This is a genomic window from Citrobacter sp. Cc139 (assembly GCF_030334645.1).
Lineage (GTDB): Bacteria > Pseudomonadota > Gammaproteobacteria > Enterobacterales > Enterobacteriaceae > Citrobacter > Citrobacter werkmanii.
Map to the genome: position 1 here is coordinate 26,882 of NZ_JAOWDM010000072.1, position 26,801 is coordinate 53,682.

22 protein-coding genes are annotated in these 26,801 nt (G+C 50.3%); 12 read left to right on the top strand and 10 right to left on the bottom strand.

Translation table 11 applies throughout. The features are described 5' to 3' along the window. Positions 1-3: 3 nt before the first annotated feature. The 6 genes from gabD to OGV69_RS07280 form a co-directional block, all read right to left on the bottom strand. Positions 4-1,452, bottom strand: a complete 1,449-nt coding sequence (gene gabD / locus OGV69_RS07255) for an NADP-dependent succinate-semialdehyde dehydrogenase (protein WP_069324593.1) — start codon at positions 1,450-1,452, stop codon at positions 4-6. Positions 1,453-1,475: 23 nt separating this feature from the next. Beyond that, positions 1,476-2,744, bottom strand: a complete 1,269-nt coding sequence (gene lhgD / locus OGV69_RS07260; protein WP_069324594.1) for an L-2-hydroxyglutarate dehydrogenase — start codon at positions 2,742-2,744, stop codon at positions 1,476-1,478. Positions 2,745-2,763: 19 nt separating this feature from the next. After that, positions 2,764-3,741 carry a glutarate dioxygenase GlaH gene (gene glaH / locus OGV69_RS07265; RefSeq protein WP_038632931.1) on the bottom strand — a complete coding sequence of 326 codons (978 nt, stop codon included), beginning with the start codon at positions 3,739-3,741 and terminating at the stop codon, positions 2,764-2,766. 240 nt (positions 3,742-3,981) lie between these two features. After that, positions 3,982-4,695 carry an MgtC/SapB family protein gene (locus OGV69_RS07270; protein WP_038632928.1) on the bottom strand — a complete coding sequence of 238 codons (714 nt, stop codon included), beginning with the start codon at positions 4,693-4,695 and terminating at the stop codon, positions 3,982-3,984. Positions 4,696-4,726: 31 nt separating this feature from the next. After that, complete coding sequence (locus OGV69_RS07275) at positions 4,727-5,962, bottom strand: MFS transporter (protein ID WP_038632926.1); 1,236 nt, start codon at positions 5,960-5,962, stop codon at positions 4,727-4,729. An 11-nt stretch (positions 5,963-5,973) separates the two neighbouring features. After that, positions 5,974-6,798, bottom strand: coding sequence for an MBL fold metallo-hydrolase (locus tag OGV69_RS07280; RefSeq protein ID WP_069324595.1), 825 nt, complete (start codon positions 6,796-6,798; stop codon positions 5,974-5,976). A 337-nt stretch (positions 6,799-7,135) separates the two neighbouring features. On the opposite strand from OGV69_RS07280, the gene OGV69_RS07285 reads away from it, so the two are divergent. After that, entirely contained in the window at positions 7,136-9,310 is a 2,175-nt protein-coding gene (locus OGV69_RS07285) for an extracellular solute-binding protein (protein ID WP_227409124.1), read from the top strand. A gap of 56 nt (positions 9,311-9,366) precedes the next feature. Here OGV69_RS07285 and OGV69_RS07290 read toward each other — a convergent pair whose 3' ends face one another. Beyond that, positions 9,367-9,975 carry a short chain dehydrogenase gene (locus OGV69_RS07290; RefSeq protein ID WP_325100447.1) on the bottom strand — a complete coding sequence of 203 codons (609 nt, stop codon included), beginning with the start codon at positions 9,973-9,975 and terminating at the stop codon, positions 9,367-9,369. A 92-nt stretch (positions 9,976-10,067) separates the two neighbouring features. Between OGV69_RS07290 and OGV69_RS07295 the strand changes: the two genes are divergently transcribed. Further along, the gene (locus OGV69_RS07295) at positions 10,068-10,958 is read left to right on the top strand and encodes a LysR substrate-binding domain-containing protein (RefSeq protein ID WP_069324598.1); all 891 of its coding nucleotides are present in this window, start codon (positions 10,068-10,070) and stop codon (positions 10,956-10,958) included. 34 nt (positions 10,959-10,992) lie between these two features. On the opposite strand, the gene OGV69_RS07300 is transcribed toward OGV69_RS07295, so the two are convergent. The 3 genes from OGV69_RS07300 to OGV69_RS07310 are packed head-to-tail and all read right to left on the bottom strand — an operon-like array spanning position 10,993 to position 13,944. Beyond that, on the bottom strand, positions 10,993-12,507 hold the full coding sequence (locus tag OGV69_RS07300) for a tripartite tricarboxylate transporter permease (RefSeq protein WP_069324599.1): 1,515 nt from the start codon (positions 12,505-12,507) through the stop codon (positions 10,993-10,995). 10 nt (positions 12,508-12,517) lie between these two features. Then, a complete protein-coding gene (locus OGV69_RS07305; protein WP_087856208.1) occupies positions 12,518-12,952 on the bottom strand; it encodes a tripartite tricarboxylate transporter TctB family protein in 435 nt (144 codons plus the stop codon). A 14-nt stretch (positions 12,953-12,966) separates the two neighbouring features. Then, on the bottom strand, positions 12,967-13,944 hold the full coding sequence (locus tag OGV69_RS07310) for a Bug family tripartite tricarboxylate transporter substrate binding protein (RefSeq protein ID WP_038632908.1): 978 nt from the start codon (positions 13,942-13,944) through the stop codon (positions 12,967-12,969). Positions 13,945-14,097: 153 nt separating this feature from the next. On the opposite strand from OGV69_RS07310, the gene tctD reads away from it, so the two are divergent. The 10 genes from tctD to OGV69_RS07360 all read left to right on the top strand — a co-directional run bounded on the left by tctD (position 14,098) and on the right by OGV69_RS07360 (position 26,800). Continuing rightward, positions 14,098-14,772, top strand: a complete 675-nt coding sequence (gene tctD / locus OGV69_RS07315; protein ID WP_069324600.1) for a transcriptional regulator TctD — start codon at positions 14,098-14,100, stop codon at positions 14,770-14,772. Beyond that, entirely contained in the window at positions 14,759-16,171 is a 1,413-nt protein-coding gene (locus OGV69_RS07320) for a sensor histidine kinase (RefSeq protein WP_038632902.1), read from the top strand. Before tctD ends, OGV69_RS07320 begins: the two co-directional genes overlap by 14 nt. Positions 16,172-16,622: 451 nt before the next feature. Continuing rightward, positions 16,623-18,038 (top strand): undecaprenyl-phosphate glucose phosphotransferase, encoded by a 1,416-nt coding sequence (locus OGV69_RS07325; RefSeq protein WP_038632899.1) that lies wholly within the window; start codon positions 16,623-16,625, stop codon positions 18,036-18,038. Next, a complete protein-coding gene (locus OGV69_RS07330; protein WP_069324601.1) occupies positions 18,028-19,314 on the top strand; it encodes an outer membrane beta-barrel protein in 1,287 nt (428 codons plus the stop codon). The genes OGV69_RS07325 and OGV69_RS07330 overlap by 11 nt, the downstream gene beginning before the upstream one ends. Before the next feature lies 1 nt (position 19,315). Further along, positions 19,316-19,873, top strand: coding sequence for a polysaccharide biosynthesis/export family protein (locus tag OGV69_RS07335; RefSeq protein WP_038632893.1), 558 nt, complete (start codon positions 19,316-19,318; stop codon positions 19,871-19,873). A 2-nt stretch (positions 19,874-19,875) separates the two neighbouring features. Continuing rightward, the gene (locus OGV69_RS07340) at positions 19,876-22,005 is read left to right on the top strand and encodes a GumC family protein (RefSeq protein WP_069324602.1); all 2,130 of its coding nucleotides are present in this window, start codon (positions 19,876-19,878) and stop codon (positions 22,003-22,005) included. Continuing rightward, positions 22,002-23,213 (top strand): lipopolysaccharide biosynthesis protein, encoded by a 1,212-nt coding sequence (locus tag OGV69_RS07345; RefSeq protein ID WP_069324603.1) that lies wholly within the window; start codon positions 22,002-22,004, stop codon positions 23,211-23,213. The genes OGV69_RS07340 and OGV69_RS07345 overlap by 4 nt, the downstream gene beginning before the upstream one ends. Beyond that, positions 23,210-24,580, top strand: coding sequence for a capsular biosynthesis protein (locus OGV69_RS07350; RefSeq protein ID WP_069324604.1), 1,371 nt, complete (start codon positions 23,210-23,212; stop codon positions 24,578-24,580). Before OGV69_RS07345 ends, OGV69_RS07350 begins: the two co-directional genes overlap by 4 nt. 4 nt (positions 24,581-24,584) lie before the next feature. Next, a complete protein-coding gene (locus OGV69_RS07355; protein ID WP_069324605.1) occupies positions 24,585-25,574 on the top strand; it encodes a glycosyltransferase family 2 protein in 990 nt (329 codons plus the stop codon). A gap of 14 nt (positions 25,575-25,588) precedes the next feature. Continuing rightward, positions 25,589-26,800, top strand: coding sequence for a glycosyltransferase family 4 protein (locus OGV69_RS07360; RefSeq protein WP_069324606.1), 1,212 nt, complete (start codon positions 25,589-25,591; stop codon positions 26,798-26,800). Position 26,801: the final 1 nt, after the last annotated feature.

The window sequence follows — 26,801 nt, forward strand, 5'->3', positions numbered from 1 at the left end:
TTATTAAAGGCCGATACACATATATTTGATTTCTAAGTAGTCTTCGATGCCGTATTTCGATCCTTCACGGCCAAGACCGGAGGCTTTGATCCCACCAAATGGGGCGACTTCGTTGGAGATGATGCCGGTGTTAATCCCGACGATGCCGTACTCCAGCGCTTCGCCAACGCGGAAGACGCGGCTTAAATCACGGGCGTAGAAATAGGCTGCCAGGCCAAACTCGGTGTCATTGGCCTGGGCGATGACGTCAGCTTCGTCTTTAAAGCGAAACAGCGGCGCCAGCGGGCCGAATGTCTCTTCTTTGGCAACCTTCGCGTTGGCAGGTACATCGACCAGAATGGTGGGCTGAAAGAAGTTCCCGCCCAGCGCATGAGGTTTACCGCCAGCGATAATGCGTGCGCCTTTATCCAGGGCATCGGCGATGTGCTCCTGCACTTTGGCAACCGCTTTCTCGTCGATCAGCGGCCCGGTGGTGACATCTGGTTGCAGACCATCACCGAGGCGCAGCTTGCTCACCGCCTGCTCGAGTTTTTCGGCAAACTGGTCATATACGCCGTCCTGCACGTACAGACGGTTGGCGCAGACGCAGGTTTGCCCCGCGTTACGGAACTTCGACGCCAGCGCGCCTTCCACGGCTTTGTCGAGATCGGCATCATCAAAGACGATAAACGGCGCATTGCCGCCCAGCTCCAGCGACACCTTCTTGATGTCTTTGGCACACTGTTCCATCAGCTGACGGCCAATTTCGGTGGAGCCGGTAAATGACAGTTTGCGCACCAGCGGGTTGCCGGTCAGTTCGTTGCCGACCGCGCTTGCTGAACCGGTCACCACGCTGAATACGCCAGCCGGGATGCCGGCGCGATTAGCCAGCTCTGCCAGCGCCAGTGCGGAATAGGGGGTCTGGCTGGCCGGTTTAAGCACCATGGTGCAACCCGCCGCCAGTGCCGGACCAGCTTTGCGAGTGATCATCGCCGCCGGGAAGTTCCACGGCGTAATCGCGGCGGTAACGCCGATCGGCTGCTTGATGACGATCAGACGCTTATCAGCCTGATGGCCGGGGATCGTGTCGCCATAAATGCGTTTGCCCTCTTCGGCAAACCACTCAATAAATGAGGCGGCATAGGTGATTTCGCCTTTGGCTTCCGCCAGCGGCTTACCCTGTTCCAGGGTCATCAGACGAGCAAGATCGTCCTGATGTTCAATCATCAGGTTGAACCAGCGACGCAGAATATTGGCCCGTTCTTTGGCGGTCAGCGCACGCCAGGCGGGTAGAGCGCGGTTCGCGGCGTTAATGGCTTCACGGGTTTCATCCGCCCCCATTTTCGGTACGCTACCCAATTGCTGACCATTGGCGGGATTCGTTACTGCGATGGTCTCGCCGTTGTTGGCGTCACGCCAGTTGCCGTCAATCAACGCCTGTTGGCGAAATAAGGTTGGATCGTTTAGTTGCATAATTACTTCCTGTCTTAATCATGTTAACGGGTGAATGCGGCGTGTAATGTCTCCACGCTACGTGCCGCACGCAGCGTGCGTCCGGGATTACTCTGGCTCTCCAGCAGCGCATGTACTTTGCCGACAATATGCGCACCGATAGGGAGCGCTGACGTTGCTGCCGGAGAAGGGGCGTTGCAGGTATGAATGGAGCGTGGCGTGGTGACAAACAAGAAATCGTCGATCAGCTTGCCGTCCGGCGACACCGCCTGCGCCCGCACGCCCGCAGGCCACGGTTGCAGATCTTTCTGCGTCAGACTCGGACAGTACTTTTGCACCAGCCGTAGATAGCCGCTTTTGCACAGCGAATTTTTCATTTCGCCAAGCCCGGAGCGCAGGTTGTTTTGCAGCACGCGGCGGATGCCGGAAGAGCCGAAGATCTCCAGCGTATCGCTGAGTGAGAAATCACGTTTACGGTAACCTTCGCGTTTAAATGCCAGTACCGCGTTGGGGCCCACCGTGACGCTGCCATCAATCATGCGGGTGAGATGCACACCGAGAAACGGCATCGCCGGATCGGGGATCGGGTAGATCAGATGATTGACTATCTGGTTATGTTCTGACGCCAGACGGAAGTATTCGCCACGGAACGGACAGATGATAAAACCGGGTTCAACGCCGAGCATTTTCACCAGTCGATCGGCCATCAGGCCGGAACAGCTTATCAGCGTTGCGCCTTCATATTCGTGCCCCTGACGGGTATGGACGATCACGCCCGCGGCGTGTTCTCTCAGCGCGCTGACCTCGGCGTTGTAAATAATCTCACCGCCCTTGGCCTGGAAAATCTTCGCCATCGCGGCGGTTACTTCGCGGTAGCTGACGATCCCGCTCGACGGGACGAAAATGCCGCCCAGCCCGGTAATGTTGGGTTCACGCTCGCGTAGCTCCTGCGCATTCAGCCATTCGCGTTCCAGGCCGTTAGCAGCGGTGCGATCCCATAGCGTGCGCATACGCTCCATTTCCAGAGGGGAGGTGGCAACCAGCATTTTTCCGCAGACGTCGTAGCGGATGCCGTTTTGGTCGCAAAAGGCTTTGGTGGCGCGATTTCCGGCCAGGCAAAACTGCGCCTTCAGGCTGCCGGGCGTGTAATAAACCCCGGCATGAATCACGCCGCTGTTATGGCCCGTCTGGTGACAGGCCGGGCCGGACTCTTTTTCCAGCAGCGCGATTCTGGCGTCCGGATAGACATCAATCAGTTGCATGGCGGTCGACATGCCGATAATGCCGCCGCCAATAATCACAAAATCATACATCCGCTTTTTTCCTTCGCCCTTACTGATGGGTCTGGTAGTGGTTGCTCGCGTAAGCGAAATAACCACGCTGGCGCATCAGTTCGCGGCGCAGGTCAGGATGCGAGGTGAAGCGATCGCGGCCGTGCAGCCAGAACAGGTTGTTGATCAGCAGGAATTTACCTACGGGAACCGGAACGGAAATAATGTTCTTGCTGGTTTCCAGCGCATCGGACAAGTCGCTCAGCCAGACGCCTTCTTCATAGTCTTTCGGCTGGACGAACTGGTCGATGTAGCGCATTACCGGGCGGCCCTGCTGGTCAACGTCAAATACCGGATGGAACACATCCTTACTGACGTTTTTGCTTGGCGGCGCGGCAAAGCGCATCGCGCGACGCGCCAGCGGATGGGTAAAGTACTGCTCCAGATGTTCCCAGTCGTCGAGGTGCAGCAGCAGCGAGTTACCGCCGGTCATGTTCTGCTCGTCGATCTTCATCATCAGCACGTAATCGGTGATTTCTTCAAGGTAGGTTCCGTCGTTATGTAGCTCCATAACACGGTGCGGCTGGCGCAGATAGCTGTCTGAGTTATCGACGTTTTTCACCACAAAACGGGCATAGTATTGACCGCTCATCGCATCAAAATTGGAGCGTCCGATCAGATGTGCGACCGCCGTCGCCAGTTTGACCATTTCTTCAGCCTGGGCCACATCATCCACGCCGACGGCGTTGATCAGCAGCGCGCCTTCGGCACGATCGAGCAGCGTTTTCAGCAGCAGGGGCTGCAACTGGTTGCCGCACAAATCATCGAGGATCTTGCCCACTTTGAAGCGCAGGAAAGATTTGTATTCCAGGGCCTGCACCGGCCACTGCGCGACGGCCTGTAGAAATTGCTCAGTGGTCTCGGCAGAAAAAGTCAGCTCCAGCAGACGTGGAGACTGGACTGATGGTTTCAGTGTGAAACCTCTGTAGTGCTGGGCTGGATCTTCAGCGTTCGGTTGTACGGCAGTCAGTGCGTTCATCAAATCGATCCTCTCAGTAGATTGTCAGGGAGATATGGCGCAGCTCGTTTCGTAGCCATAAATTAAAAATATCTACATTTTTGAAAAACGCGCACACAATGAGCTTGTTTGTTTCTTATTTGTGATCAAAAACAACAATTATTTAACATTGCAAAAGGTGAGGATTTAGAGGCTGGATGGATACTGAGTGGCTATTTCAGGGGCAAAAGCCCCTGATTTTAAAGAGGAAGATAAGGTGTATTAATGTTCCAGGGCGATGGCGCAGACGTGTTCCACATGAGTCAGATCGTGATATAAGTCGGGCAAGGTCATCTTTTGACGAATTACGATTTTGAGATTAACCTCAATTTTGCCCTTCTTGATATCCCTGATAGTGATGTTTTCGATAATGTTTTTCTGTTGATGAATGCGGGTTATCAGACTTTCCACAGCGTTTCGTTCATCAAGAATAACCCGCACTTTCACTTTTCCGGGAAACTGGTTTCTGGTCTGTAAGAAGATAATGAATGGGCTTAGTTTGATCGCTAATAAAAATAAAGCCGTGGCAAAAACAGCATGAAAATAAAAACCGGCTCCGCAGGTGATTCCCACCCCTGCAGATGCCCAGACAATTGCCGCAGTCGTGAGACCAGAGATAGCATCGTCGTGTCGGTGCAGAATGACTCCCGCACCGAGAAAACCAACGCCGCTGATAATCTGCGCCGCCAGGCGCATAGGATCGCTACGGATATTCATCGAAATTTCTGCATAGTATTCAGCAGATTGTATTGATACGACAGTTAATACACAGCTGGCTACGGATAAAATAACGCAGGTTTTGAAGCCGACCGGTTTCCCTTTCGATTCTCTTTCCAGGCCAATAATGCCACCCAGAATAAATGCAATACTGATTTTGATGATCGTAGTTAAAGGCAACAATCCTTGCTCATTGATGATGGCGGCCAGATTATTCATGCAATTACCTTAATGAGAGAGTCTTTAACGATCAGGAGTTTGCTTTTTTCAATGTGAGGTCCGTTTTGCGTTTCGAAATATCGTCCCGGAAGAAAATCAGGAAGAATACGCTGACCACTGCGGCAACGCCTGCTGAAACTAGCCAGAATGTTTCCCATTGTGGCAACGCCTCTGGACCTTGTTCCGTCACGGTGTTGTTAAAGATTTGCCCGCATACGGTGGAGGCAAATAGCAGACCAACGCCGTTGGAGACGATAAATCGCAAGCTTTGGGCTTGTGCTTTAATCTCTGGCGCTGCTTTACGGTCAACATAAATGTCGCCCACGGTAAAGAAAAAGTCCCAGCAGAATCCTTGTAACATCAGGCCGATCAGCACAAACATCATGTTGGCATCCAGCGAGGCATTAGCAAATAATAGTGTGCGGATGATCCAGCAGACGGCGCCTAACATCAGCGTGATTTTGAAGCCAGCTTTCAGTAAGAAGAACGACAGCAGGAACATGAAAATGACTTCACAGGCGATGCCAACCTGCATCATTGAGGCGGCGTTATCGAATCCAAGCGCTTTTAAAAAGACCGGGATATAGGCGGAATAAGCCGTTTTTGGGATCATCAGGACAAAAATACTGAGCATCAAAACCGAGAAACTGCGGTCTTTGAAGAGCGCCAGAGCATCCAGACATAACAGATCGCGAAGCGTAAACACGCTTCCTTTTGCTTTTGGCGGGGTATTTGGCAACGTAAAACAGTACAGGCCGAGAACAACACCGGAGGCCGACGCAATATACCAGGTGATGGTATTTCCAGAATAACCCATTTCACCAATGATAAAGCCGATGACCATAAAGCCAAATGTGCCGAATACACGAATAAATGGGAAATATTTTACTCCGTTAATGTGGCTGAAACTGATACTGTTCGCCAGCGCAGTTGTTGGATAAAACAGCAGACCAACCAGGAAAATCATGGTTAACGTCATACCTGTGTTTTGTGCCTCAATAAATTGCGGAACAAACAACAGTACACCAGCATTAATTAAATGCAGGATCGCCATGACTTTTTGTGACGCAAAGAAGCGGTCGGCGACCATGCCAATAAATAGCGGGGAAAGAATAGTCGCCAGGCCAAGCAAAGCATAGGATGAGCCAATAATTGTTGCCATACCATAGGTGCTCAATACCAGCCCCATGGTCATATTCCAGGCACCCTGCATGAAATATTGTATGAACATCATAATCAACAGGCGTGGTGTTTTATTAAGGTCCATATTGCATATCCTTACTGGTTGATGCTCAGGTTAAGCCCGTCCCAGGCGACAAGAATGTTCTCTTTGTCGCATGCCGCAACGAGATCGTCGTGCAGCAGACCTCCGCTGTGTGATATATGCGAGACGATAAGTTGGCTATTTTTCTCAAGGCAACCGAGTTCCGCAAGCCTGTCTCTGGCGGCGAAGACGGTTTCCAGACTCATGTGGTTATTTGTACGATTATCACCATTAAAACCGTAGGTGCACTCCAGGACAGCCAGATCGATTTTTTTCCCTTTCAGCCACTGCCATGTGAGCTCAGGAAACCAGCCTGAATCATGTCCGTAGAAAATTGACTGGCCTTCTTTTTCAATAAACCAGGTATAACAAAGCTCCCACTTGGCATGGTTAGCCAGCAGCGGAGTGATGCGGTATCCGCGAGTTTCAACGGTCACGAAGGGCACCAGGCAATGAAAAGCAAATCTTTCAGCGCTGTAGCCTGGTAACACTTCCGCAGCACCGTTAATTGCACGGTCATTACCAAAAATGTGCAACGGATGAGTAATTTCAAATCCATACCCTTCCATACGGCTAAAAAGATCGCCGACGTTGAAATGATCGGGATGAGTATGTGTGAACAATAGCGATCTGATCTCTGTTGCGTCCAGGCCATCTCGCAGCAGTTGTTGGCTGAATTCAGGCGCCACGTCAATGAGCAGTTCATCGTCGATAATCGCTGAAGAGTGTGTGCGTAAGTCTTTACTTTTACGAATGCGGGCTTGCTGGCAGTGCTCACAACGGCAAAAAGGATTGGGGATCCCTTCAGATGCAGCGGTACCCAGAAAATGAATCTTCATGTTTCCCTCTTAATGACAAATGTGATTGTTGTTTTTTTAGACGTTTATGTAATAAAACGTAATTGGAACGTGTCAATTATGGTTCCAGTGTTTTATATGAACAACGATCTTTTGCCTCAGAAGTGATCCTCTTCAAAGATTATAAAATTTATACATATATTTCATTGTATTAGTGTTTCTACGTGAATGAGGTGTGTCTATCGATAGCGTCAGGCTTTTATTATGACATGCTTATAAAATGCACTTTTTAATATTGTAACGTTCAAATTTTAGTGCTGAAGATAGTTTCCTGATGAGCGCCGTGCTAGCATCAAAGCATCAGGGGAAGGATGTAAAAATGCCAACTATCAAAGACATAGCAAGAATTGCCGGTGTGTCGCATGGGACTGTCTCGAATGTGCTCAATGGCAGAGGGAATGTAAGCGTCGAGAAGATTGAAGCGGTTCAACGTGCAGCCCGAGAAGTTGGCTATCAGTTGAATGCGCAGGCGCAATCGTTGAGAGCCAGCAAAAGTCAGGGAGTGGCATTGATTCTGCCCGACATCAATGCCGAACAGTACTTTCAACTCTATCGGGGATTGCATCAGGTTTGGCAGCCTTCATTAAGCGAACCGATCGACCTTTACCTGACCAACGATCTGCCTAATCTTGAGCTGGAGATTCTGCAAACGCTGGCGGCAAAGTCTTATCAGGCTGTTGTCTCGGTCAGTTGCCTGAATGACAGTCAGCCCTATTACGACTTGCTCAGGCTTTCCCCGGAAAATATTTTGTTTGCATATCGCCAGCCTGTCGGCGCAGTTTGTTATTTTAGCCTTGACTATGTGACTGCAGGCGAAGAAATAGCGAGGAGGGCGCTGGCGCAGCAGCCGGGCCATATTGGTGTTTTTTGCGAACGTCTGGAGTTTTCCCATAGCGCGAGCTTTACTCAGGCGATACAGGAAACCTGCCGGGAATTAAGTCCGCATACGAAGCTTACGATTTTACCTGCACATGCCAGTGAAGCTAACACCGTCGCTTTTGACTTTTTTCGCGGGGCAATTCCCGATCTGTTTATTGTCCAGGACTCTGAGAGAACGCGAGCACTGACGCAAGCAGCCTGGTTTGGTAGCTCCCAGTCCTGCCCGCCGATATTGCAACTGAGTGATAATCTTCCTGCATCCTTCGACGGGATCACCAGCTACCAGATGGATTATGGTCGCCTGGGGACAACTATTGCCTCCAGTATTCGCCTGCCTAAAAGTAAAGAAAAGCATCGTATTCTGACAAATTGCGGTTTTTCCTGGAATGGACAGTACGTGCCGCCGCCTGAAACAGAGGCGACGCTGAATATGTTAATTTTACCGAGTCCTTCGACTGATGCGTTGAAGAAACTGTTACCCCACTTTTATCGCCAGACCGGTATTAAGGTAAATCTTGCGGTTTATCCCTATGATGAAGTTTTTGAAATCCTCTCTCACCTTCATCTACATCCTTATTACGATTTACTGCGAATCGATATGGCGTGTTTTCCGTGGTTTGCAGAGAAAGCACTCTTGCCGCTGGAATCCGTCTCTTCTGAGCTTCCATTGCTGTTGGAAAATTTCTCTGAGCAAATTCAACAGCACTTCAGCATGGTGAATGGGACCGCATGGGCAATACCCTTTGATGCCAGTATGCAGCTTTTGTTTTATCGACGAGATCTGTTTGAAGACGCGACGATTAAACGGATGTTTTATGAAGCAACGGGAAAAGAGTTAACGCTGCCAGAGAGCTTTGCGCAATTTGATGAGATAGCGGCTTTCTTTAGTCAATTACATCAGCCAGAAAACAGACAGCGCCCGATGGGAACAGCGGTGACGCTGGGAAGCTCGGGGCTTATTGCTACCGAGTATCTGCTGCGTTACTACGCGCTCGGTGGGCGTTTGGTGCGCGAAGGCGAGCCGGTACAACTCGAGCTTTCACTTGCCGCAACTGCACTCGAACAATATCTACAACAGCTTTCTATCGCCGTGAATCTGCCAGGTGAGTGGTGGAGTGACGCGGTAAAACAGTTTGAGCGTGGAAATCTTGCCATGCTGATCATGTATCTCAATTTGTTCAACGATGTGGCGCACACGGCCATAGCGCCCACTATTGGCTATGCTCCTGTTCCGGGGCAACTTCCACAATTGGGGGGCGGTTCCATTGGAATGTCCCGCTACAGTAAAAAGAAAAAACAGGTTGAGCAGTTCTTTCATTGGCTTTATTCCGATGAAATTGCGCGCCATCTGGTTTTGCTGGGAGGAAATAGCGCCTGGTCTGGAATATGTCACGATCAAAACGTTCTCAATCTCTACCCGTGGTTTAATTTATTGAATGAAAAAGGCATGACGGGAATAAGGGAGTCTGAGGGAAGTAAAGGTGAACCTTTCAACCTGCGCCAGGCAGAGATTATTATCGGGCAAGGTGTGACGAATGCAATTAACGGCATTATGGATGTCTCTCAGGCCGTGGAATATATTAATGCGCGAATAAGAAACGAAACGGGTGCCTGAAAATAGGCAGTGGCTTGCCTCTTACTGATGACGTAAGAGGCAAGGTCATGCTTTTATCAGTAACCTACTTTATAAGTACGCCCGGTTTGGATGCCTTCCACGCTGCGGCGATAGGCGTTGGCAACGGTAGCGGCCGGGACGCTTTCAAAACCCGGAAAGAAATCGTCGTAGGCTGCGGCGGATTCACTGAGCACGGTTGGGCTAATCAGGTTGATACGCAGCCCACGCCCCAGCTCACAGGCCGCCGCGCGAACAAATCCTTCCAGACCGGCATTGATCGTTGCCGCATTCGCCCCCTGCGCGATGGGTTCATGGGCGATGATGCCGCTAATGAGCGTAATTGAGCCGCCATCATTGAGAAAATGCTGCCCGGTTAATGTCAGACGAATCTGGCCTAACAGCTTATCCTGTAACCCCTGATTAAAATCCCGATCGGTCATGGTGGATAACGGCCCAAAGAACAAATTGCCGGTGGCGGAAACGATCGCATCTACCCGTCCGACTTTTTCAAACAATGCCTCGACACTCTCCTGGGAGGTGATATCAACCTGGTAATCTCCCTGCGTGCGGCCCACACGGATCACTTCATGTTTACGGCTTAATGCTTCCGTAACTGCACGACCCACCGTACCGCTGGCACCAACAATAACGATTTTCATAACCACCTCCGCAATAGTGTGAGCCGCTATTCTTTAACGAAAATGAAATCGGATAAACTGGCCAAAAGTTAGATGATTACTAACCAGAGGTTTGCAATATGGATAAACTGCGCGGCATGGAAACGTTTATCGCGGTGGTAGAGAGCGGGAGCTTTACCACCGCGGCCACGCGACTGGGGATGTCTGCGGTGATGGTGGGGAAGTACATCACCCACCTTGAAACGCAACTCGGTACGCGCCTGCTGGAGCGCAACACACGTCGCCAGAGTCTGACCGATGCCGGTCGTGTCTATTTTGAAGAAGCCCGGCGTGTGCTGGAACAGGTGTCGATAGCCGAACGCTCAGTGGAGCGTCTGCGGCTGGCGCCTGCGGGGACGCTGCGCATCAGCGCGCCGACCTCCTTTGGCGCCTGCGTTATCTCGCCGTTGGCCGCCGCGTTTTTACAGGCCTGGCCGGAAGTGCGCATTGAACTGGATCTGACCAATCGGATGGTCGATCTGGTGAATGAAGGAGTTGACCTGGCGATCCGCATTGGCGATATCCATCAGACTGATGTAGTGGCGAAATACCTGTGTCCGTACCGTATGGCGATTTGCGCGTCACCGGATTATCTCGCTCGTCATGGCACCCCCTTCACGCCCGCGGATCTGGTGGATCATTTGTGCCTGTCCCACACCGTGTGGACGGCCCGCAACGAATGGATGCTACCGGGCGCGGAAGGCGAAGTCAGATGGAAGCGCGATGCGATCCTGCGCTGTAACGATGGTCATGGCCTGCGTATGGCGGCAGTGGCGGGGGCGGGGCTGTTGTTACAACCGGAGGTGCTGTTGGCGGAAGAGTTAGCTACTGGCAGGCTGGTGCGGGTGCTGGAGGCGTTTACGCCGCAGCCACGACCCATTCATCTGCTGTGGCGGCAAGATTTGCGTGCGTTGCCAAAGCTGACGCGGTTTGTCGAGCACGTTCTTAATGCAGTTCAGGAATTAAGATGAAAATGCCGGATGGCCAGCGCCATCCGGCATATTACTAACCGATATCCACCTGTGGTTTGCTGTTGCGCTTACGGATCAGGCGCAGCACCGGCGGGATCACGATAACCAGTACCGCCATCACCAGCAGCACTTTCGCTACGCCGCTGGCCCACAGAATATCCATGCTGCCGTTACTGATAGACAACGCCCGGCGCAGGTTCTGCTCCAGCATTTCCCCGAGAACGAAGCCTAAAATCAGCGGCGACATCGGGAAGTGCATCTTACGCAGAATGTAGCCCAGTACGCCAAGGGCGACCATCAACACCAGATCAAAGGTTGTGCTGTGAACGGCGTACACGCCAACCGCGGAGACTGCCGCGATAGCCGGTACCAAAAACCACAGCGGGATAGTCAGCATACGAGTAAACAGGCCGATCAGCGGGATGTTCATCACCAGCAGCATCACGTTGGCAATCAGCAGCGCCGCAATCAGTCCCCAAACGATATCCGGCTGCTCGGTGAACATCGCCGGGCCAGGGGTGATGTTGTACAGGGTCAGCGCGCCCATCATCACTGCCGTGGTGCCGGAGCCTGGAACGCCGAGCGTCAGCATCGGAATAAAAGAGCCACAGGCCGAGGCATTGTTTGCGGCCTCAGGTGCCGCCACACCGCGAATATCCCCCTTGCCGAAGCTGTCGCTGTTGCCGCTGAGCTTTTTCTCGGTCATGTAAGTGATAGCGCTGGCAATGGTGGCGCCTGCGCCAGGCAGAACGCCGACGAAAAAGCCAATCACCGATGAACGCAGGGTGGCGCCCACGCACTGTGCGCCTTCTTTGGCATTGAACAACATGCGGCCCGTTTTACGCACCAGCGTCTGGCCGCTGCTGGTATGTTCCAGCATTAACAGTATTTCTGAGACAGAGAACAACCCAATCACCACCACGATAAACTGCACGCCGTCGGAGAGATGAACGCTGTCAAAGGTAAAGCGATAAACCCCGGTGTTGGCGTCCACGCCGACGGTCGCGAGGCCGAGACCGATAAGCGCTGCCAGAAATGATTTCAGCGGATTTTGCGCCATCATGCTGCCGAGGCAGGCAATGGCGAAAACCATTAAGGCGAAGTATTCGGCCGGGCCGAAGGACAGCGACCATTGGGCTAACGCTGGGGCAAACAAAATGATGCCGCCGATAGCGATAAGCGAACCAAAGAATGAGCTGACCGCCGAGATAGAGAGCGCAACGCCGCCACGCCCTTGCTGCGCCATCGGGTAGCCATCCAGCGCGGTCATAATCGCTGCCGCATCGCCAGGCACGTTCAGCAGGATGGAGGAGATACGCCCGCCGTATTCACAACCAATGTAGACCGTCGCCAGCAGGATCAACGCAGATTCAGCCGGCAGGTGCAAAGCGAAAGCCAGCGGCAGCAGGATCGCCACGCCGTTAATCGGCCCGAGGCCGGGCAGCAGCCCGACGATGGTGCCGACAAAGCAGCCAATCAAGGCGATAACCAGGTTTTCCGGCGTCATCGCCACCGCGAAACCCTGAGAAAGATAAATCCAGGTATCCATCGTTTCTCCGTTAACCCAGCCAGGCGCCGAGTGGTAAGGTGACGTCAAGCAGCCGGTCGAAGGCATACCACAACAGAATGCCGAGCACCGCGCCGGAAATACCCGCAGCCGGAATGGTTGCGCCGAACAGCATGCCAATCACCACAGTGAGAATGGCGGTGGCGATGGGAAAACCGAGCCATTCAAAACCCCAGGCGTACATCAACAGAACAATCACCATCGTCAGCAGCTTTTGCAGCACATGGCGGCGAGGCCAACTGATGGTGTCCGGGTGGCGCAACAGCAGCGCCACGGCGCATAACAGCATCAGACTGATAATGCCCAGCGGAAAGGGACGCGGGCCAACCGGCTCATAGCTGTATTCGCTGGTGATTTGCCAGGCCACGAACAGCCCGGCTATACAGAGCAACAGCCAGATACCTGCAAAAATACGATCGCTCATCATCTTTGCCTCTGCGCTTATTTCGCCAGACCGAAGGCTTTCGCCTGCTCACGATAATCCGTGACCTGCTTCTTCACGTACTCGTCGAGCTGCTTACCGCTCATGTTGAATTCGAACAGGCCGCGGAGATCGCGCTGCTTTTTAAATTCCTCAGTCTGCTGGAGTTTGTTAAAGGCATCGACCCACCACTGGTATTCGGCATCGCTGACTTTTGGTCCAACGTAGAAGCCACGAATGATCGGCCACACCAGGTCGTAACCCTGCTCTTTGGCCGTTGGCACATTGGCTAACTGACCCGGCAGGCGTTCTTCCGAGAACACCGCGAGCACGCGGATTTTGTCGCCGCTGAGATAAGGCACCATCTCGCTGAGATCGCCGGAAACTACCTGCACGTGATTGCCCATCAGCGCGGTAACCGGTTCGCCGCCACCCTCAAAGGCCACATAGCGCATCTTGTGCGGATCGACGTTGGCTTTTTGCGCCAGCAGCGCCGACTTCATCCAGTCCTGACTACCGATTGAGGCACCCGCGCCAATAACTACGCTGTTAGGATCTTTTTCCATTGCCGTCAGCAGATCTTTCAGCGTCTTCCATGGTGAGTCCTGGCGTACGGCTATCATGCCGTAATCCGTGCCCACGCTTGCCAACCAGCGCACGTCATCCACGCCATAGCGACCAAATTTACCTTGTGACAGGTTCAACAGGGAGCCGCCGGAGAAAGCCACCACGGTACCCGCTTCAGCCGGGCGTTGAGCGACGATTGCGTTATAGGCCACAGCGCCAACGCCGCCGGGCATGTAGGTTACGCGCATCGGTTTTTCGATAGCGCCGGTTTCCATCATGCTCACCTGAATCAGCTTGCAGGTGAGATCGAAGCCACCGCCGGGTTTCGCCGGGGCGATACATTCGGTGCGCGATGGCGCTTGTTCTGCCAGAACAGAGGTACTCATCAGTAAAATGCTTGCAGTAAGGGTACGAAGTAATTGTTTTTTCATTGTTTATCCTCACACCGGAAAACCGGATTTTCGGGTACGGAAGAAGATTTTTGTGATTATGTGAGCCGATGTGTAGCAGTTCGGTTGCGTGATTGTTAAAACATTAACCTTTCAATTCCCTTTCAATGCGGCAGAAACTTTACAGGATGTGATATGCGTCTCTTATTAGCGGAAGATAACCGTGAGTTAGCTCACTGGCTGGAGAAAGCGCTGGTGCAAAACGGTTTTGCCGTCGACTGCGTTTTTGATGGCCTGGCGGCCGACCATCTTTTACATAGCGAAACGTATGCGCTGGCGGTGCTGGACATCAATATGCCGGGGCTGGACGGTCTTGAAGTCGTCCAACGGCTGCGCAAACGCGGTCAGACGCTCCCCGTTCTGCTGTTGACGGCGCGCAGCGCGGTGGCCGACAGGGTGAAAGGGTTAAACGTCGGGGCCGATGACTATCTGGCAAAACCGTTTGAAATCGAAGAGCTTGATGCCCGGCTGCGGGCTTTGCTTCGTCGCAGCGCGGGGCAGGTGCAAGGCATACAGCAACTGGGGGAGCTGGCGTTTCACGATGAAGGCTATTTTATGTTACAGGGACAGCCGTTGGCGCTTACGCCGCGTGAACAGGCTCTGCTGACGGTGCTGATGTACCGTCGCCTGCGTCCGGTTTCGCGCCAGCAGTTGTTTGAACAGGTTTTCAGTCTAAGCGATGAGGTCAGCCCCGAAAGTATCGAACTGTACATCCATCGTCTGCGTAAAAAACTTCAGGGAAGCGATGTGCGCATCGCCACGTTACGTGGTCTGGGCTATGTGCTGGAGCGTAGCGATGAAATGGGTTAAGCCCCAGTCGTTGTATCTGCAACTGCTGATGTTTCTGGGATTACCGCTGCTGTTGCTGTGGGGACTGTCGGCATTTAACAGCTATGTCAGCGCGTTACAGGCGGCGACGCAGGCGTATGATCGGACCCTGCTCTCGTCCGCCAGAACCGTCTCTGAGCGGTTAGTGGTACGTAATAAACGACTGGAAGTGAATGTGCCGTGGGTGGTGTTGGACAGTTTTGAACTGAATATGAATGACAGGCTGTATTACAAAGTGGTCGACCCGGCGGGGAAGGTGATATCAGGTTATGACGATTTACCTGCGATGCCGCCTGCAACCTCGCGCACCCGGCTTTATCCGGCGCTGGCGTGGTTTTATCACACTGAATATCGCGGCGAGGCAATCCGCGTGGCACGTCTTCTTCAGCCAGTCAACGAGGGCGGTATTACCGGTATGGCGGAAATTTATGTCGCTGAAACGCTGCAATCGCGGCGGTATCTGGCGCGACAGTTGCTGTTCTCCTCGTGGGTTTCGCAAGGACTGCTGGTAATGCTCACGCTGGTGTTGGTTGGCTGGCTGCTGCGTCGGGTGCTACGTCCGATGCGCCAGTTGTCATCGCTGATGGTGCGTCGTGAGCCTGGGCTGCTGACGCCGTTGCCGGAGCTGTTGCCGTGGTCGGAAACCCGTCTGCTGATTGTGGCATTCAACCGCTATCTGGACCGACTTCGTGGCCTTATCTCTCGTCAGGAACGCTTCAGCGCGGACGCATCCCATCAGCTTAAAACGCCGTTAGCGGTACTGAAAACTCAGGCTGCGGTAGCCCTCGCCAGCCCGCAGCCTCAGCAATGGTTCGAGAGTTTACAGGCCATGAGCGTGACTCTGGATAACACTATTCAGCTGACGGAAAGGCTGCTTCAGCTGTCGGCTGTGAAGCGCAAAGAGCAGGAAGAAAAGCACTTCTCACCGGTTAATTTGTATGAGGTGGTGCAAAGCAGCTGTTTTACCCGGCTGGCGCAGGCGCGCAGTAAAGCTATCGATCTGGGTTATGAGGGGGAACAGGGCGCGGTGTGGATTGAGGGCGATGAAGTCCTGCTCGGCGAGCTGTGTGGAAATCTACTGGATAACGCCCTGAAATACACCCCTGCGCATGGGGTGGTGACTGCCCGACTGCAGCGTGAAGGCGAAGCCGTGGTGCTGATGATTGAGGATAGCGGGCCAGGTATAGATGACCAGATGGTTCATCAGGCGATGCTACCGTTTCATCGACTCGATAACGTTGGCAATGTCCCTGGCGCAGGAATTGGTCTGGCGCTGGTTAACGACATTGCTCGCTTACACCGGACGCATCCGCAGCTGGCACGCAGCGAAACATTAGGTGGGTTAAGCGTGCGGGTGCGCTTTTTAAGCGTTGTTGCCTGATATGTTTTTATTGTGGCGCCCGGCGCTCAAATATAATTAAAAGTAATTAACTTTGTTATTGTTGCATTTTTAAATATCACCATAAGGTATTTGTTGTTATTTAATTACAGCGTTTAGCCACAATGAAAAGTGGGTTCAGAATAAATCAAGCAAAGCCGTAGTGAAATTTGTCATACATAAAACACTTTCCATAGACTATGTTTTGTTAATTGTCAATGGTGGTTTTGTTGTAAAAAATGAATTTTTTTGATTTGGTGGTTAAAACTTATGTTGCATTAATTTTCTTTAAAATCATAATGATGAGAGCGAGTGGGTGGTTTGTGTCACACTAATAAACATTATTTTTTACATTTACTGACAATGGGTCATTGCGTTTTTTAGACTTGTGATATAATTAGCAACATGAAATGAGAAAAAAATAATTAAATATCAATAGATAATGGGCTGAGATATGCTAAAAAAATCGCTAAAGATTAGCAGTCAAGGATATCCAGTCTTTTTAAAACTGGTTGATTTTATCGTTATTAATGTGACGCTAATTTTTAGTGCCCATCTGCTGGGGTTGATGCCATTTAACACCATTGCTATTCTGAGTATTCTGTTTTCAGTCTTTTTTTTGCTGTTTGCTGAATATATCAAGATTTATCAGCAAAAAATTAAAACGATTGGTTTACGTAATCAAAAACGGTTACTTTTTTGTACGCTGCTGGCTATTTTTTTTAACGAGCTGGTGAGTATGACAGTGGCAGAACCGGCGTCCCTCGGTTACTTAGACAGGTTACCTTCGCCTTTTTATTCTGCCATTATTTACTGGTACTTCATTCCATTACCTTTTCTTTATTACATTCGCTTTTTTATTTTTAAATATTCAACGAAAAAGAGTATGCGCGTGGCGATTATTGGTTTGACCGACAATGGTCTGGCCGCGGAAAGCGCGTTACTGTATGAGTACGCCAATATCAAATTGGATCTGGCTTTTTATGATGAGCGGGCGTTATCGCGCTGTGGCGACATCGTTGATAAGATCAAAAGCCCCTTTCGTGGCCCGGTGATTAATCTGGTTGAGGAAGCCCGACTGGGAAATATTGACGAAATATATATCGCTTTACCGATGGTGGCGCTGCACCGCATCCGCCATTTCCTGGCTATGATGTCAGACACCACCGTAGATACCTATATTGTTCCTGACTTTTATACCTACAGCAACAATATGTCCAAGCTACGCTCTATCCACAACCTACAAACCATTGGTATCTTTAGCTCACCGTTTGAAGGGGCGGGTTCGTTTATTAAGCGGGCGGAGGATTTGGTGCTTGGCAGTATCATTATGCTGATGATTTCGTCGCTGATGTTGGTTATTGCTATTGGTATCAAACTCACTTCTCGTGGGCCGGTTTTTTTTAAACAAGACAGGTATGGCCTGAGTGGGCAAAAAATTAAGGTCTGGAAATTTCGCACTATGCGCGTTATGGAGAATTCCGGGACGGTAATTCAGGCCACGAAAAACGATCCGCGGGTGACGAAATTCGGTAGTTTCTTACGCCGTACATCGCTGGATGAACTTCCGCAATTTATTAACGTATTGCAGGGAAGTATGTCGATTGTGGGTCCCAGACCCCATGCGGTTACGCATAATGAGCAGTATCGTAAACAGGTCGAAAATTACATGATCCGCCATAAGGTAAAGCCTGGCATCACCGGACTTGCGCAGATTAACGGTTTTCGTGGGGAAATCGATGCGCTTTATAAGATGGAAAAACGGGTTCAGTACGATATTGAGTACATTCAAAACTGGTCATTATGGCTGGATATAAAAATTATCATTAAAACCATTTTCAAAGGATTTGTCGGTAAGAATGCATACTAAATTAATCGTTATTGCCGGAATCGTGATAACGCAGTCCGCATGGGCTGATTTAACACCGAAATCACACATAGGCTTTGCGGGGATCGACTTCCAGGGCAAGGTTGCTGTGGATTATGGTTATAATGATAACGTGACCTATCAGCCACATAACAGCGATGCTGTCGGTTCCTCGTTTCAGAGCGCAGCGCCAGTGCTGAGTATGATCGGCGAGCGTGGTCAGGATAAGTATTTACTGATGTACTCTGGGGATTACCGTAACTACTCGAGCGATTCTGCTGATAACTACACCGATCATTTTTTCCGTTTTAACGGGGCCTGGCGTTATGGACTCATGCATGGCTTAACCCTCAATCTGGAGGATTCGCTTGGGCATGAATCCCGTGGCCGCGGCATTACCGAGGGCTTTTTACCGGGCCAGTTCGAGCAGTATGGGATTAAATCACCGTTGACGACAAATTTCATCAACAGTGAATTACGCTACAGCTACGGCGCGCCAGAGGGGCGTGGCAAAGCGGAACTGGCGTTGTTATACAAAAAACTGACTTTCGGTAATACTTCTGATGTGCAGGATACCAGTGAGGATTTTTACCATTACATTCAGGAACAGGAATGGCATGAAAATAGTCTGGTAGCGGAAATTTTTGACCAATACACTTCCAGAACACGTTTTCGCTATAGCTTTATTACTAACCAGCGTCGCTATGACAACAACTCAGAAAAAGATACTAATGAGTACTATTTGCTGTACGGCATGAAGTCGCAGTTGACCGGAAAAACTAACGTCGACATGAATATTTCATGGTTGTACAAAACATTTGAAAACAGCACAAATTCGCATGATTTTAATGGCCTCAACTGGGACATAAAAGCAGAGTGGAAGCCGCTGCAACAGTCGGTTTTCACAGCCCACTCGGCACAAAGTATTAAAGACCCGTCGGAGGTTGGGGGATACATTTTAGTGACCCAGTATGGCATTTCTTACCAGCATTTCTGGTTAGGTAATCGTTTTTCGACTTTGCTGGATTATTCATACACTGCGGAAGACTATAAAAAACAGAACAAGGATCGGCATGATAAAGATGGGGTATTTAGCGTAACCATGAGCTACGACTATACGCCATCGGTTAATTTTGAGATTAAATATCAATTAGATACATTGAATTCGAATAAGGATACTGACTCGTTTTATATCGGTCCCAACGACAACCAGGAAGTTATTAGAACGTTGGGTTATGATAATTCTATGATTATGCTTAAAGCTAAGGTTCAGATCTAAAATGAAAATAATAGAACTGTGCGCGTTTTTGCTATTCAGTATCCTGGTGGTCGGATGCACAACGTCCAGCCCGAGATTAATGGATGATCCTGCTACTGTTCAGCAGGATTACCGGCTTGGGGCGGGGGATACTGTCAATATCGCTGTTCACGGTCAACCTGATATGACGATGCGGTTTATTTTGGATAAGAGCGGGGAGATTAATTTCCCGTTTGTGGGCGCTCTTAAATTAAAAGATAAAACTGTCGAACAGGTGACTAACGAATTAACTCAACGGCTGACGGGAGATTACTTTACCACGCCGATGGTGACGGTAAGTATTGCCGAGTTCCGTAAATACTATGTTTCGGGTGAGGTGAAAAGCCCGAACGGATTTGCCTGGGAGCCAGGTCTTACCGTCGAGAAATCAATTGCGCAGGCGGGCGGATTTACAGATCGTGCTGACCGAAAAGATATCAACATTCGCCTGTCGGGGAGCAATCAGCTGCTTGAGAATGTCGATTTAACGCACTCTGTTCATCCTGGGGATGTCGTGATTATTGGCATGGGGTTCTTCTGACGATGAAACTATCTATAGTGGAAAACGGCAAAAAACGAGAAAGTACGGTTGAATTCTCCCGCTTTGCCAAAGAGCTGAAAAAGAACGCCTGGAAAATCGCACTGGCCGGTATCGTTGCCGGGGTCGTGGCATACCCATTAATCAGCATGATGTCCTCAAAGTATGTCTCAACGGCGACGGTACTGATTAAAGCCCAGGCCGATAACGTTTCTCCATTCCCACAGGTTGATGGTTTCGATTCAACGCGCAGTGGTTACTATGAAACGCAATATGCGTTGATGCATTCGCGTATTGTGCTTGAGCAAGCCGTCCGCGATATGAAACTGGATGAAAACCCGGAATTTACCGGGGAAAAAGCCGGTACCCAGGGAGCGGAAAGCAATGAGAGCCGGCAGTTGAGGATGGAGCAAGCGCTGAAAACGTTGTCGAAAAACCTGAATGTCATCGGTATTCGTACAACGAACCTGGCGTCTATCACCTATGAATCCCCCTCGCCGCTGATGGCTGCTGACGTTGCCAACGGCGTCGCGCAGGCCTTCATCAACTATACGGTTGAGCAAAAGCGCCTGAAAGTAGAGAAAGCCCGCGAACTGAATTTTGAAAAAATGGAAGAGATTCAGAAGTCGATAGCGAAACAAAAAGAGGAAATGGACAGCTATCTGAAAAACGCCGGGCTGCTGACTTTTCGCGGTATCGATGGTTTTGAAACCGAGCAGTTAAGTATCGTCACCAATCGTCTGGCTGATGCGACCCAACGTCGCGTTGCCGCAGAATCTGTCTATAACGAGGTGAATAGCGGAGGACGGTCGGTGGAGAGCGTTATCTCACTACCTTCGGTCTCTAACCACGCCCAAATTCAGGATTTACGTATCGCGTTAATTCAGGCGCAGCGCACGTTGTCTGAACTGCGCAAAGTATACGGGCCGAAAAATCCCGCTATTTTAAAAGCAGAAGCGGATGTCCAGTCGATCCAAAGCCAAACCGGACGGGTTCTGGGTGAGCTGAAAGTGGGGTTACGTCAGCAATATCTGGCGGCGCTGGCGGATGAAAAGAACTATCAGCAGCAGGTGGCGCAGCAGAAAGAGATCTTCCAGAAAATGGCCTCAAAACGTGATGCCTGGAATAGCCAAAAGCTGTCGTTAGATAAAATGGAAGATCTGTATAAATCGCTGTATCAACGTACTCAGGAACTGTCGCTGTCCGGCGTAAATGCCGACGCGGTGTTATATGATCCTGCCGTTCCCGCACTAAAACCAGCGAAGCCGAATAAATCCCTCTTGTTGGCGATGGTGGTCCTGCTGGTGGTGGTGTTCAGTATCATGTATTTCATTGTCAAAGCGGCGATGGACAACTCAATCGGTACGTTGAGTCGTATGAAAAAACGCCTGAACGTTGCTCCGCTGGGCGAAATCCGTCGTTTTAGCGGAACCTCAGGGCGCGCGCAGGTGCGGGACATGATCCTGAAGAACCCGCTGAATGCCGATATTGTGCACGGTATCCGTACCCGGATTATGTTGGATAATCGACCGTTACAGACGCTCGCCGTGGCGTCGACGGAGCACCGTGAAGGGCGCTCTTTGCTGGCGAGTCTGTTAGCAAATTCCTTTAGTTTCGATCAGAAAACGCTGCTTATTGATGCGGATTTCTTCAATACTGACGGACTCTCATCCGAGTTGGCATCGGCAACGTCCGCAGGCGTAGCGGAACTGCTGCGTGGGGAGACCCAGCTTGAACAGGCGCGGATCAAGCTCAGTGATAATCTCGATTTTATCCCGCACGGGAAGACCACCATCTCTTCTCTGCTGATGTTGTCGTCCGGGCACCTTGAGCCGTTAATGCACGAACTGAAATCCCACTATCAACGCATCATTATCGATGTGGCTGCGGTAAATCAGAGTCAGGACGTGCAATTGATCAAACGCGCCGTTGATGGCGTTATTTTCATCGTGAAAGCCGGCTCGGGTTCGGCGGGACATATAGCCAACGCGCTGGATAAGATCGAGGAAAATGATGGCGTTGTGATTGGCGCTGTGCTGAATGCGGTTGAAGAAAAGGACCTTGAAACGCAAGAGGGCCTGCGTTCACTGAACTTCAGCACCGATCAACTGATGACAACGCCAGGCCGCGTATGAGTCTACTGAAGAGCGCCTCCACGATAGCCGGTTCATCAGTCATCTCGCAGTTGATTGGTGCGCTGTCTATCTGGTTGATCTCACACAAGTACGATATGGCTGAAGTGGGGCTTTATGCGCTCAACTACAGTATTGCCGTGGTGGGTGCTCAGGTCTGTACCTTTGCATCACAGCTGTTAATTCCTAAACAGCAGGACGACGAACTGGTACAGAATGTTGTGTTTTGCCTGATACAAAGCACGATTATCGCCTTACCCTACGCTGTACTGACCGCGTGGTTGTTTCACCAGAGCATACTGTTTCTCTATTTACTGACGCTTGCTACGGCGTGGGTTCTGATCTCGGAAAACCTGGCGCTGCGCACAGCTAACTTTCGTTTTCTGATCTTCCAGCGCATTTCTGTTTCTGTGGTGGTATTACTTTCGATACTGGTTACGCACCATGTGCAACTGTTCTACTGGTCATGGGCCTGCGCGACGATGGTACTGACCATCAGCTGTATTTTGCATTCGTTTGATATTCGTTTGGTGGCGGCGCAACATTTACGGCCCGTCAGCAATTGGCATTTTTTTAAACAGAATATTCATCACATCACTAAAGTTGGCAGCGCTGAGGTGTTGGCGATGGCCAGCAGCAATCTGCCGATTATGCTGATTAACTTCTGGTTTTCGGCGCTGACAGCCGGTTATTTTTCCGTGGTCAGCCGCTTCTGCCTGGCGCCGGTGGTGATCATCGGGAACGCGGTGCGTAATACTATTTTTTCCAAGTGGTCTATCGATTTTAGAAATAACACCTTTAATTATCAGGAATATACCCGGGTACGGATGCTGCTGTTGGTGCTGGGGGTTATCTGTACTCTTGGCGTGTTTATTTTCTACCCGATTGTGATGCGCCTTGGTTTTAGCGAAGACTGGATTAACTCCATTGAAACGTCACGCTACATGCTACCCTACCTGTTCCCGGCGCTGGCGATAAGCCCCCTGACGGTCATAGAGCTTATTTTTGGCTCCCATCGCTATTTTCTGCGCATCCAGTTGGAGCAACTGGCGATTGTGCTATTCGCTTTTGTCGTGACGCCCTATTTTTATAAAGACTATGCAACGTCGGTGATTTTGTTTTCTTCACTGACATTTATTCGCTACGCCTTTATTTATTTGAAAATGAACAAGCGGGCTAATCTGCTGAAAGACAGGCCGGTGATACTATGACGCTGAATACCGGATATTATTTACAAGGTTATACCTTCGTTACCCTGATCCTGTGTGGCCTGGTGCAATACTTTACCGGCATACAGTCGGTGCTATGGATCCCCTTTTTTCTGACCCTGTTGATGGTGGGATTACTGGTGATGCAGACGCGGGATGGCTCGCTGCGTCTGGATGCGCAGGAGACGATTGTGCTGGCGCTGTATTTCTCATTCCTGATACTGGCCGGGGCTTCAACTCTGATTCAGGGCGGTATCACCGTCGCGATTGTGGCCTTTAAAAATGAAATCGCACTGTCGCTGGTGATGATCTGTTTACTGCTGGGATTTTGCCGGGAGTCGCAGATTTATCGCGTGACTCGCTATTTGTACTGGGTGTTCTACGCGCAGATCCCGGTAATGATTTATCAGGTTTTACTGGTTGTTCCCCAGCGTGTCTCGGTGCGTGGTGAAGATGAAAAATGGGATTCCGTGGTGGGTACGTTTGGCGGCGACCCGATGGGGGGCGGTAACACTGCTGCGATGGGCCTGTTTTGCCTGCTGATTATGTTGTTAAAGGTCTCTGAGTATAAGCACGGACTGACCACGTTTAAATCCATGGCGTTACACATTGTTCTCGGGATCGGGCTATGTATTATTGGCGAAGTAAAGTTCGTTATCCTGCTATCGCCGCTGTTCCTGGCGTGGGTGTGGATCTCACCGAGCTACGTTAAAGACGTTAGTAAGGTTAATCTGAAGACGTTATTGGTTATTGTGGCGGGGATGTTGCTGCTGATTAGCCTGTCGATAGTGATCCTTGCGTATTATTATTCTACTGCGTTTGGCGGCGATCCGTCGAAAAGCTCGTTGAGTATTTTCATCGACTCTTTGAGCTATATTTTTGACCCGAACTACATTATGTCTACCGGGGAGTTAGGGCGCTTTACGACCTTCCTGTTCTGGCTAAAAAATAACGATCTGTGGGGACTTTCAGGAACGTTATTTGGCTATGGACTCAACGCCACTAACAGTGGTAGTACGGTTTCGCCAGGCTTTCTGAATATTATTTATAACTTAATCCTCGACTCGACTTCTCTGAGTATGCTGCTGTGGGAAGTGGGGGTGATTGGCACGTTACTCTTCATTAGCTTATTCATTTATATCCTGAAAATATGTCAGCCCAAGCCTTTACTGATGCTTGAACAACTGGACCAGCAGGATCTTCAGTTGTTGAGCTTTGCTCCGGCATTTAATGCTTTTGCGATTGCTTGCTTAATTAGCTTACCTTACAGCCAGATACTGATGATTATACCGATGTTACAATTCCTGTTCTATTTATCACTAGGATCAAGTTTAGTGATTCGTCGAACCGTCCTTCGCTGCGTAGGGTAATTGTATGGACAATAAACCGTTTATTTCAGTGAGTATTAAAACGCTCAATGAATCTGAATGTATTGAGAAAACAATTGATAGTATCCGGAAACAGCTTGTTGATTATCCACATAAAATCATTGTGGCAGATAGTCTGTCAACGGATAACACCCAGCAGTTGGCGATCGATAAAGGGGTGACTGTGGTGTCATTAACCGATCCTGGCGATCGTTGCTGTGGCGTCGGACATCAGTTGGGTTACCTTTATAGTGAGGGGGAATATCTGTTGCTGATGGATGGCGACATGGAGCTGGAAGAAGGGTTTGTGGATCAGGCTGTCGCGTTTTTGCAGGCTGAACCGGAATATGCAGGCGTAGCGGGAACCGTCGAAATGGACGATGCCGTTAACTATGAATTTAAATCGCGTAAGCAACGCATTAATAAAATCTATCCCGTAGGGGATAGCGACCATTTAGGCGGCGGGGGGCTATATCGCCGCTCCGCCATTGAGAAAATTGGTTATCTTACCAACCGTAATCTGCACGCTTATGAAGAAGCCGAACTCGGCCTGCGTTTACTTGACGCGGGTTATAAACTACGTCGTCTGAATATTCCGTATTTCATTCATACTTCGCATACCATGCCGACCTTTCAGATGCTGAAGCATCGCTGGAGAAGCGGATACTATCAGGCTCCGGGCGAATTTTTACGCTGCGCCTGGGGAAAACCTTATTTCATCAACGCCTTAAAGATGGTTAAAAATGAGGCGATATTTGCTGTTTACCTGGTTGCTTTGTTCATTGCGGTGGTGACCTTTAATCTTGAGCTTTTCGATATCGCATTTCTGCCATTGCTTGCCTTTATCATACTGAAAACCGTGCAGAATCGGTCGTTATTGAACGGTCTGCAAAGCGTGATGAACTTAGCTGTGCTTTCTGCGGGGCTTGTTAAAGGGCTGACACATCCGCTACGCGATCCGTTGACTCCGCCTGACAGTAAAATCATTCATGAATAACTAAGGCAGACGCCATGAAAGTTTTATTAGTAAATAAGTTTTTTTTCATCAAAGGCGGCGCGGAAACAGTTTATTTTCAAGAGCGCGATATGCTGAAACAGGCCGGAGTGCAGGTGATTGATTTCTCGATGCAGCATGAGAAAAATTTCCCTTCGGACTATGCGGATTATTTTGTCAGCAATGTGGACTACCACAAAGAAAGTAATTTGTTGGGCGGGCTCAAAACGGCGGTTAACTTTATTCATAATTCGCAGGCCTGCAAAAAAATGCTGGCGTTATTGCAAAAAGAGCGCCCGGATATCGTTCATTTTCATAATATCTACCACCAGTTAACGCCAGCGATAATTAAAGTTGCGCGCAATTTTGGCTGCAAAACGGTACTGACTGCGCATGACTATAAGATTGTATGTCCTGCATATTCCATGCTGCGCGACGGCAAAGTGTGTGATGCCTGTATCACCGGCACGGTTTTTAATGCCTTCAGGTATCGTTGTCAGGAAGGTTCCGCCTCAAAAAGCTTATTGCTCTCTCTGGAGGCAACCTGGCAATACATTGCGCAAAATTACCAGGCGCTGGATGTGATTGTTTCGCCGAGCGTTTTTTTACGCGGCGTGTTGTTGCGTACGCTGCCGAATTCCCGCATTGATGTGATCGTTAATGGGGTCGATGACAGCCGTCCTCTGGATGAGACAAGCGATGAAGGCTATATGTTGTTCTTTGGTCGCCTGAGCCGTGAAAAAGGGGTGGCAACGCTGCTGGCGGCGCATAAGAAAATGCAGAACAAAGCACCGTTAAAAATTGTGGGCCACGGTCCGCTACATGACGAGTTAGTCGCCCAATACCCGGATGTCGAGTTTTTAGGTTATGTGCAGCAAGGGGAGGCCCTCGATAAGCTTATTAAGCATGCGCGGGCGGTGATCCTTCCTTCTGAATGTTATGAAAACTGTTCCATGGCGATATTAGAAGCGATGGCTTTAGGTAAGCCGGTGATTGGATCGCGCATTGGCGGGATCCCGGAACAAATTCGTGACGGTATCGAAGGGATTTTATTCGAGCCGGGCAATGCGCAAGCGTTGGCGAATGCGATGGATACGCTGGCTGACGCACCAGAGAAAGCGCGGGTTATGGGGTTACATGGTCGTGCGCGGTTAAGTGAAAAATATGCGCTAAGTAAACATATGGATACCTTACTGGCGCTGTATAAAGAACTGCTGAGCAGGCCATAGT

Coding starts and splice junctions, on each gene's coding strand:
- lhgD (WP_069324594.1), bottom strand. CDS start 2,744: ATGTATGATTTTGTGATTATTGGCGGCGGCATTATCGGCATGTCGACC.
- glaH (WP_038632931.1), bottom strand. CDS start 3,741: ATGAACGCACTGACTGCCGTACAACCGAACGCTGAAGATCCAGCCCAG.
- OGV69_RS07275 (WP_038632926.1), bottom strand. CDS start 5,962: ATGGACCTTAATAAAACACCACGCCTGTTGATTATGATGTTCATACAA.
- OGV69_RS07270 (WP_038632928.1), bottom strand. CDS start 4,695: ATGAATAATCTGGCCGCCATCATCAATGAGCAAGGATTGTTGCCTTTA.
- OGV69_RS07335 (WP_038632893.1), top strand. CDS start 19,316: ATGAAAATAATAGAACTGTGCGCGTTTTTGCTATTCAGTATCCTGGTG.
- OGV69_RS07325 (WP_038632899.1), top strand. CDS start 16,623: ATGCTAAAAAAATCGCTAAAGATTAGCAGTCAAGGATATCCAGTCTTT.
- OGV69_RS07345 (WP_069324603.1), top strand. CDS start 22,002: ATGAGTCTACTGAAGAGCGCCTCCACGATAGCCGGTTCATCAGTCATC.
- OGV69_RS07285 (WP_227409124.1), top strand. CDS start 7,136: ATGCCAACTATCAAAGACATAGCAAGAATTGCCGGTGTGTCGCATGGG.
- OGV69_RS07280 (WP_069324595.1), bottom strand. CDS start 6,798: ATGAAGATTCATTTTCTGGGTACCGCTGCATCTGAAGGGATCCCCAAT.
- OGV69_RS07340 (WP_069324602.1), top strand. CDS start 19,876: ATGAAACTATCTATAGTGGAAAACGGCAAAAAACGAGAAAGTACGGTT.
- OGV69_RS07305 (WP_087856208.1), bottom strand. CDS start 12,952: ATGATGAGCGATCGTATTTTTGCAGGTATCTGGCTGTTGCTCTGTATA.
- gabD (WP_069324593.1), bottom strand. CDS start 1,452: ATGCAACTAAACGATCCAACCTTATTTCGCCAACAGGCGTTGATTGAC.
- tctD (WP_069324600.1), top strand. CDS start 14,098: ATGCGTCTCTTATTAGCGGAAGATAACCGTGAGTTAGCTCACTGGCTG.
- OGV69_RS07310 (WP_038632908.1), bottom strand. CDS start 13,944: ATGAAAAAACAATTACTTCGTACCCTTACTGCAAGCATTTTACTGATG.
- OGV69_RS07300 (WP_069324599.1), bottom strand. CDS start 12,507: ATGGATACCTGGATTTATCTTTCTCAGGGTTTCGCGGTGGCGATGACG.
- OGV69_RS07360 (WP_069324606.1), top strand. CDS start 25,589: ATGAAAGTTTTATTAGTAAATAAGTTTTTTTTCATCAAAGGCGGCGCG.
- OGV69_RS07295 (WP_069324598.1), top strand. CDS start 10,068: ATGGATAAACTGCGCGGCATGGAAACGTTTATCGCGGTGGTAGAGAGC.
- OGV69_RS07350 (WP_069324604.1), top strand. CDS start 23,210: ATGACGCTGAATACCGGATATTATTTACAAGGTTATACCTTCGTTACC.
- OGV69_RS07355 (WP_069324605.1), top strand. CDS start 24,585: ATGGACAATAAACCGTTTATTTCAGTGAGTATTAAAACGCTCAATGAA.
- OGV69_RS07330 (WP_069324601.1), top strand. CDS start 18,028: ATGCATACTAAATTAATCGTTATTGCCGGAATCGTGATAACGCAGTCC.
- OGV69_RS07320 (WP_038632902.1), top strand. CDS start 14,759: ATGAAATGGGTTAAGCCCCAGTCGTTGTATCTGCAACTGCTGATGTTT.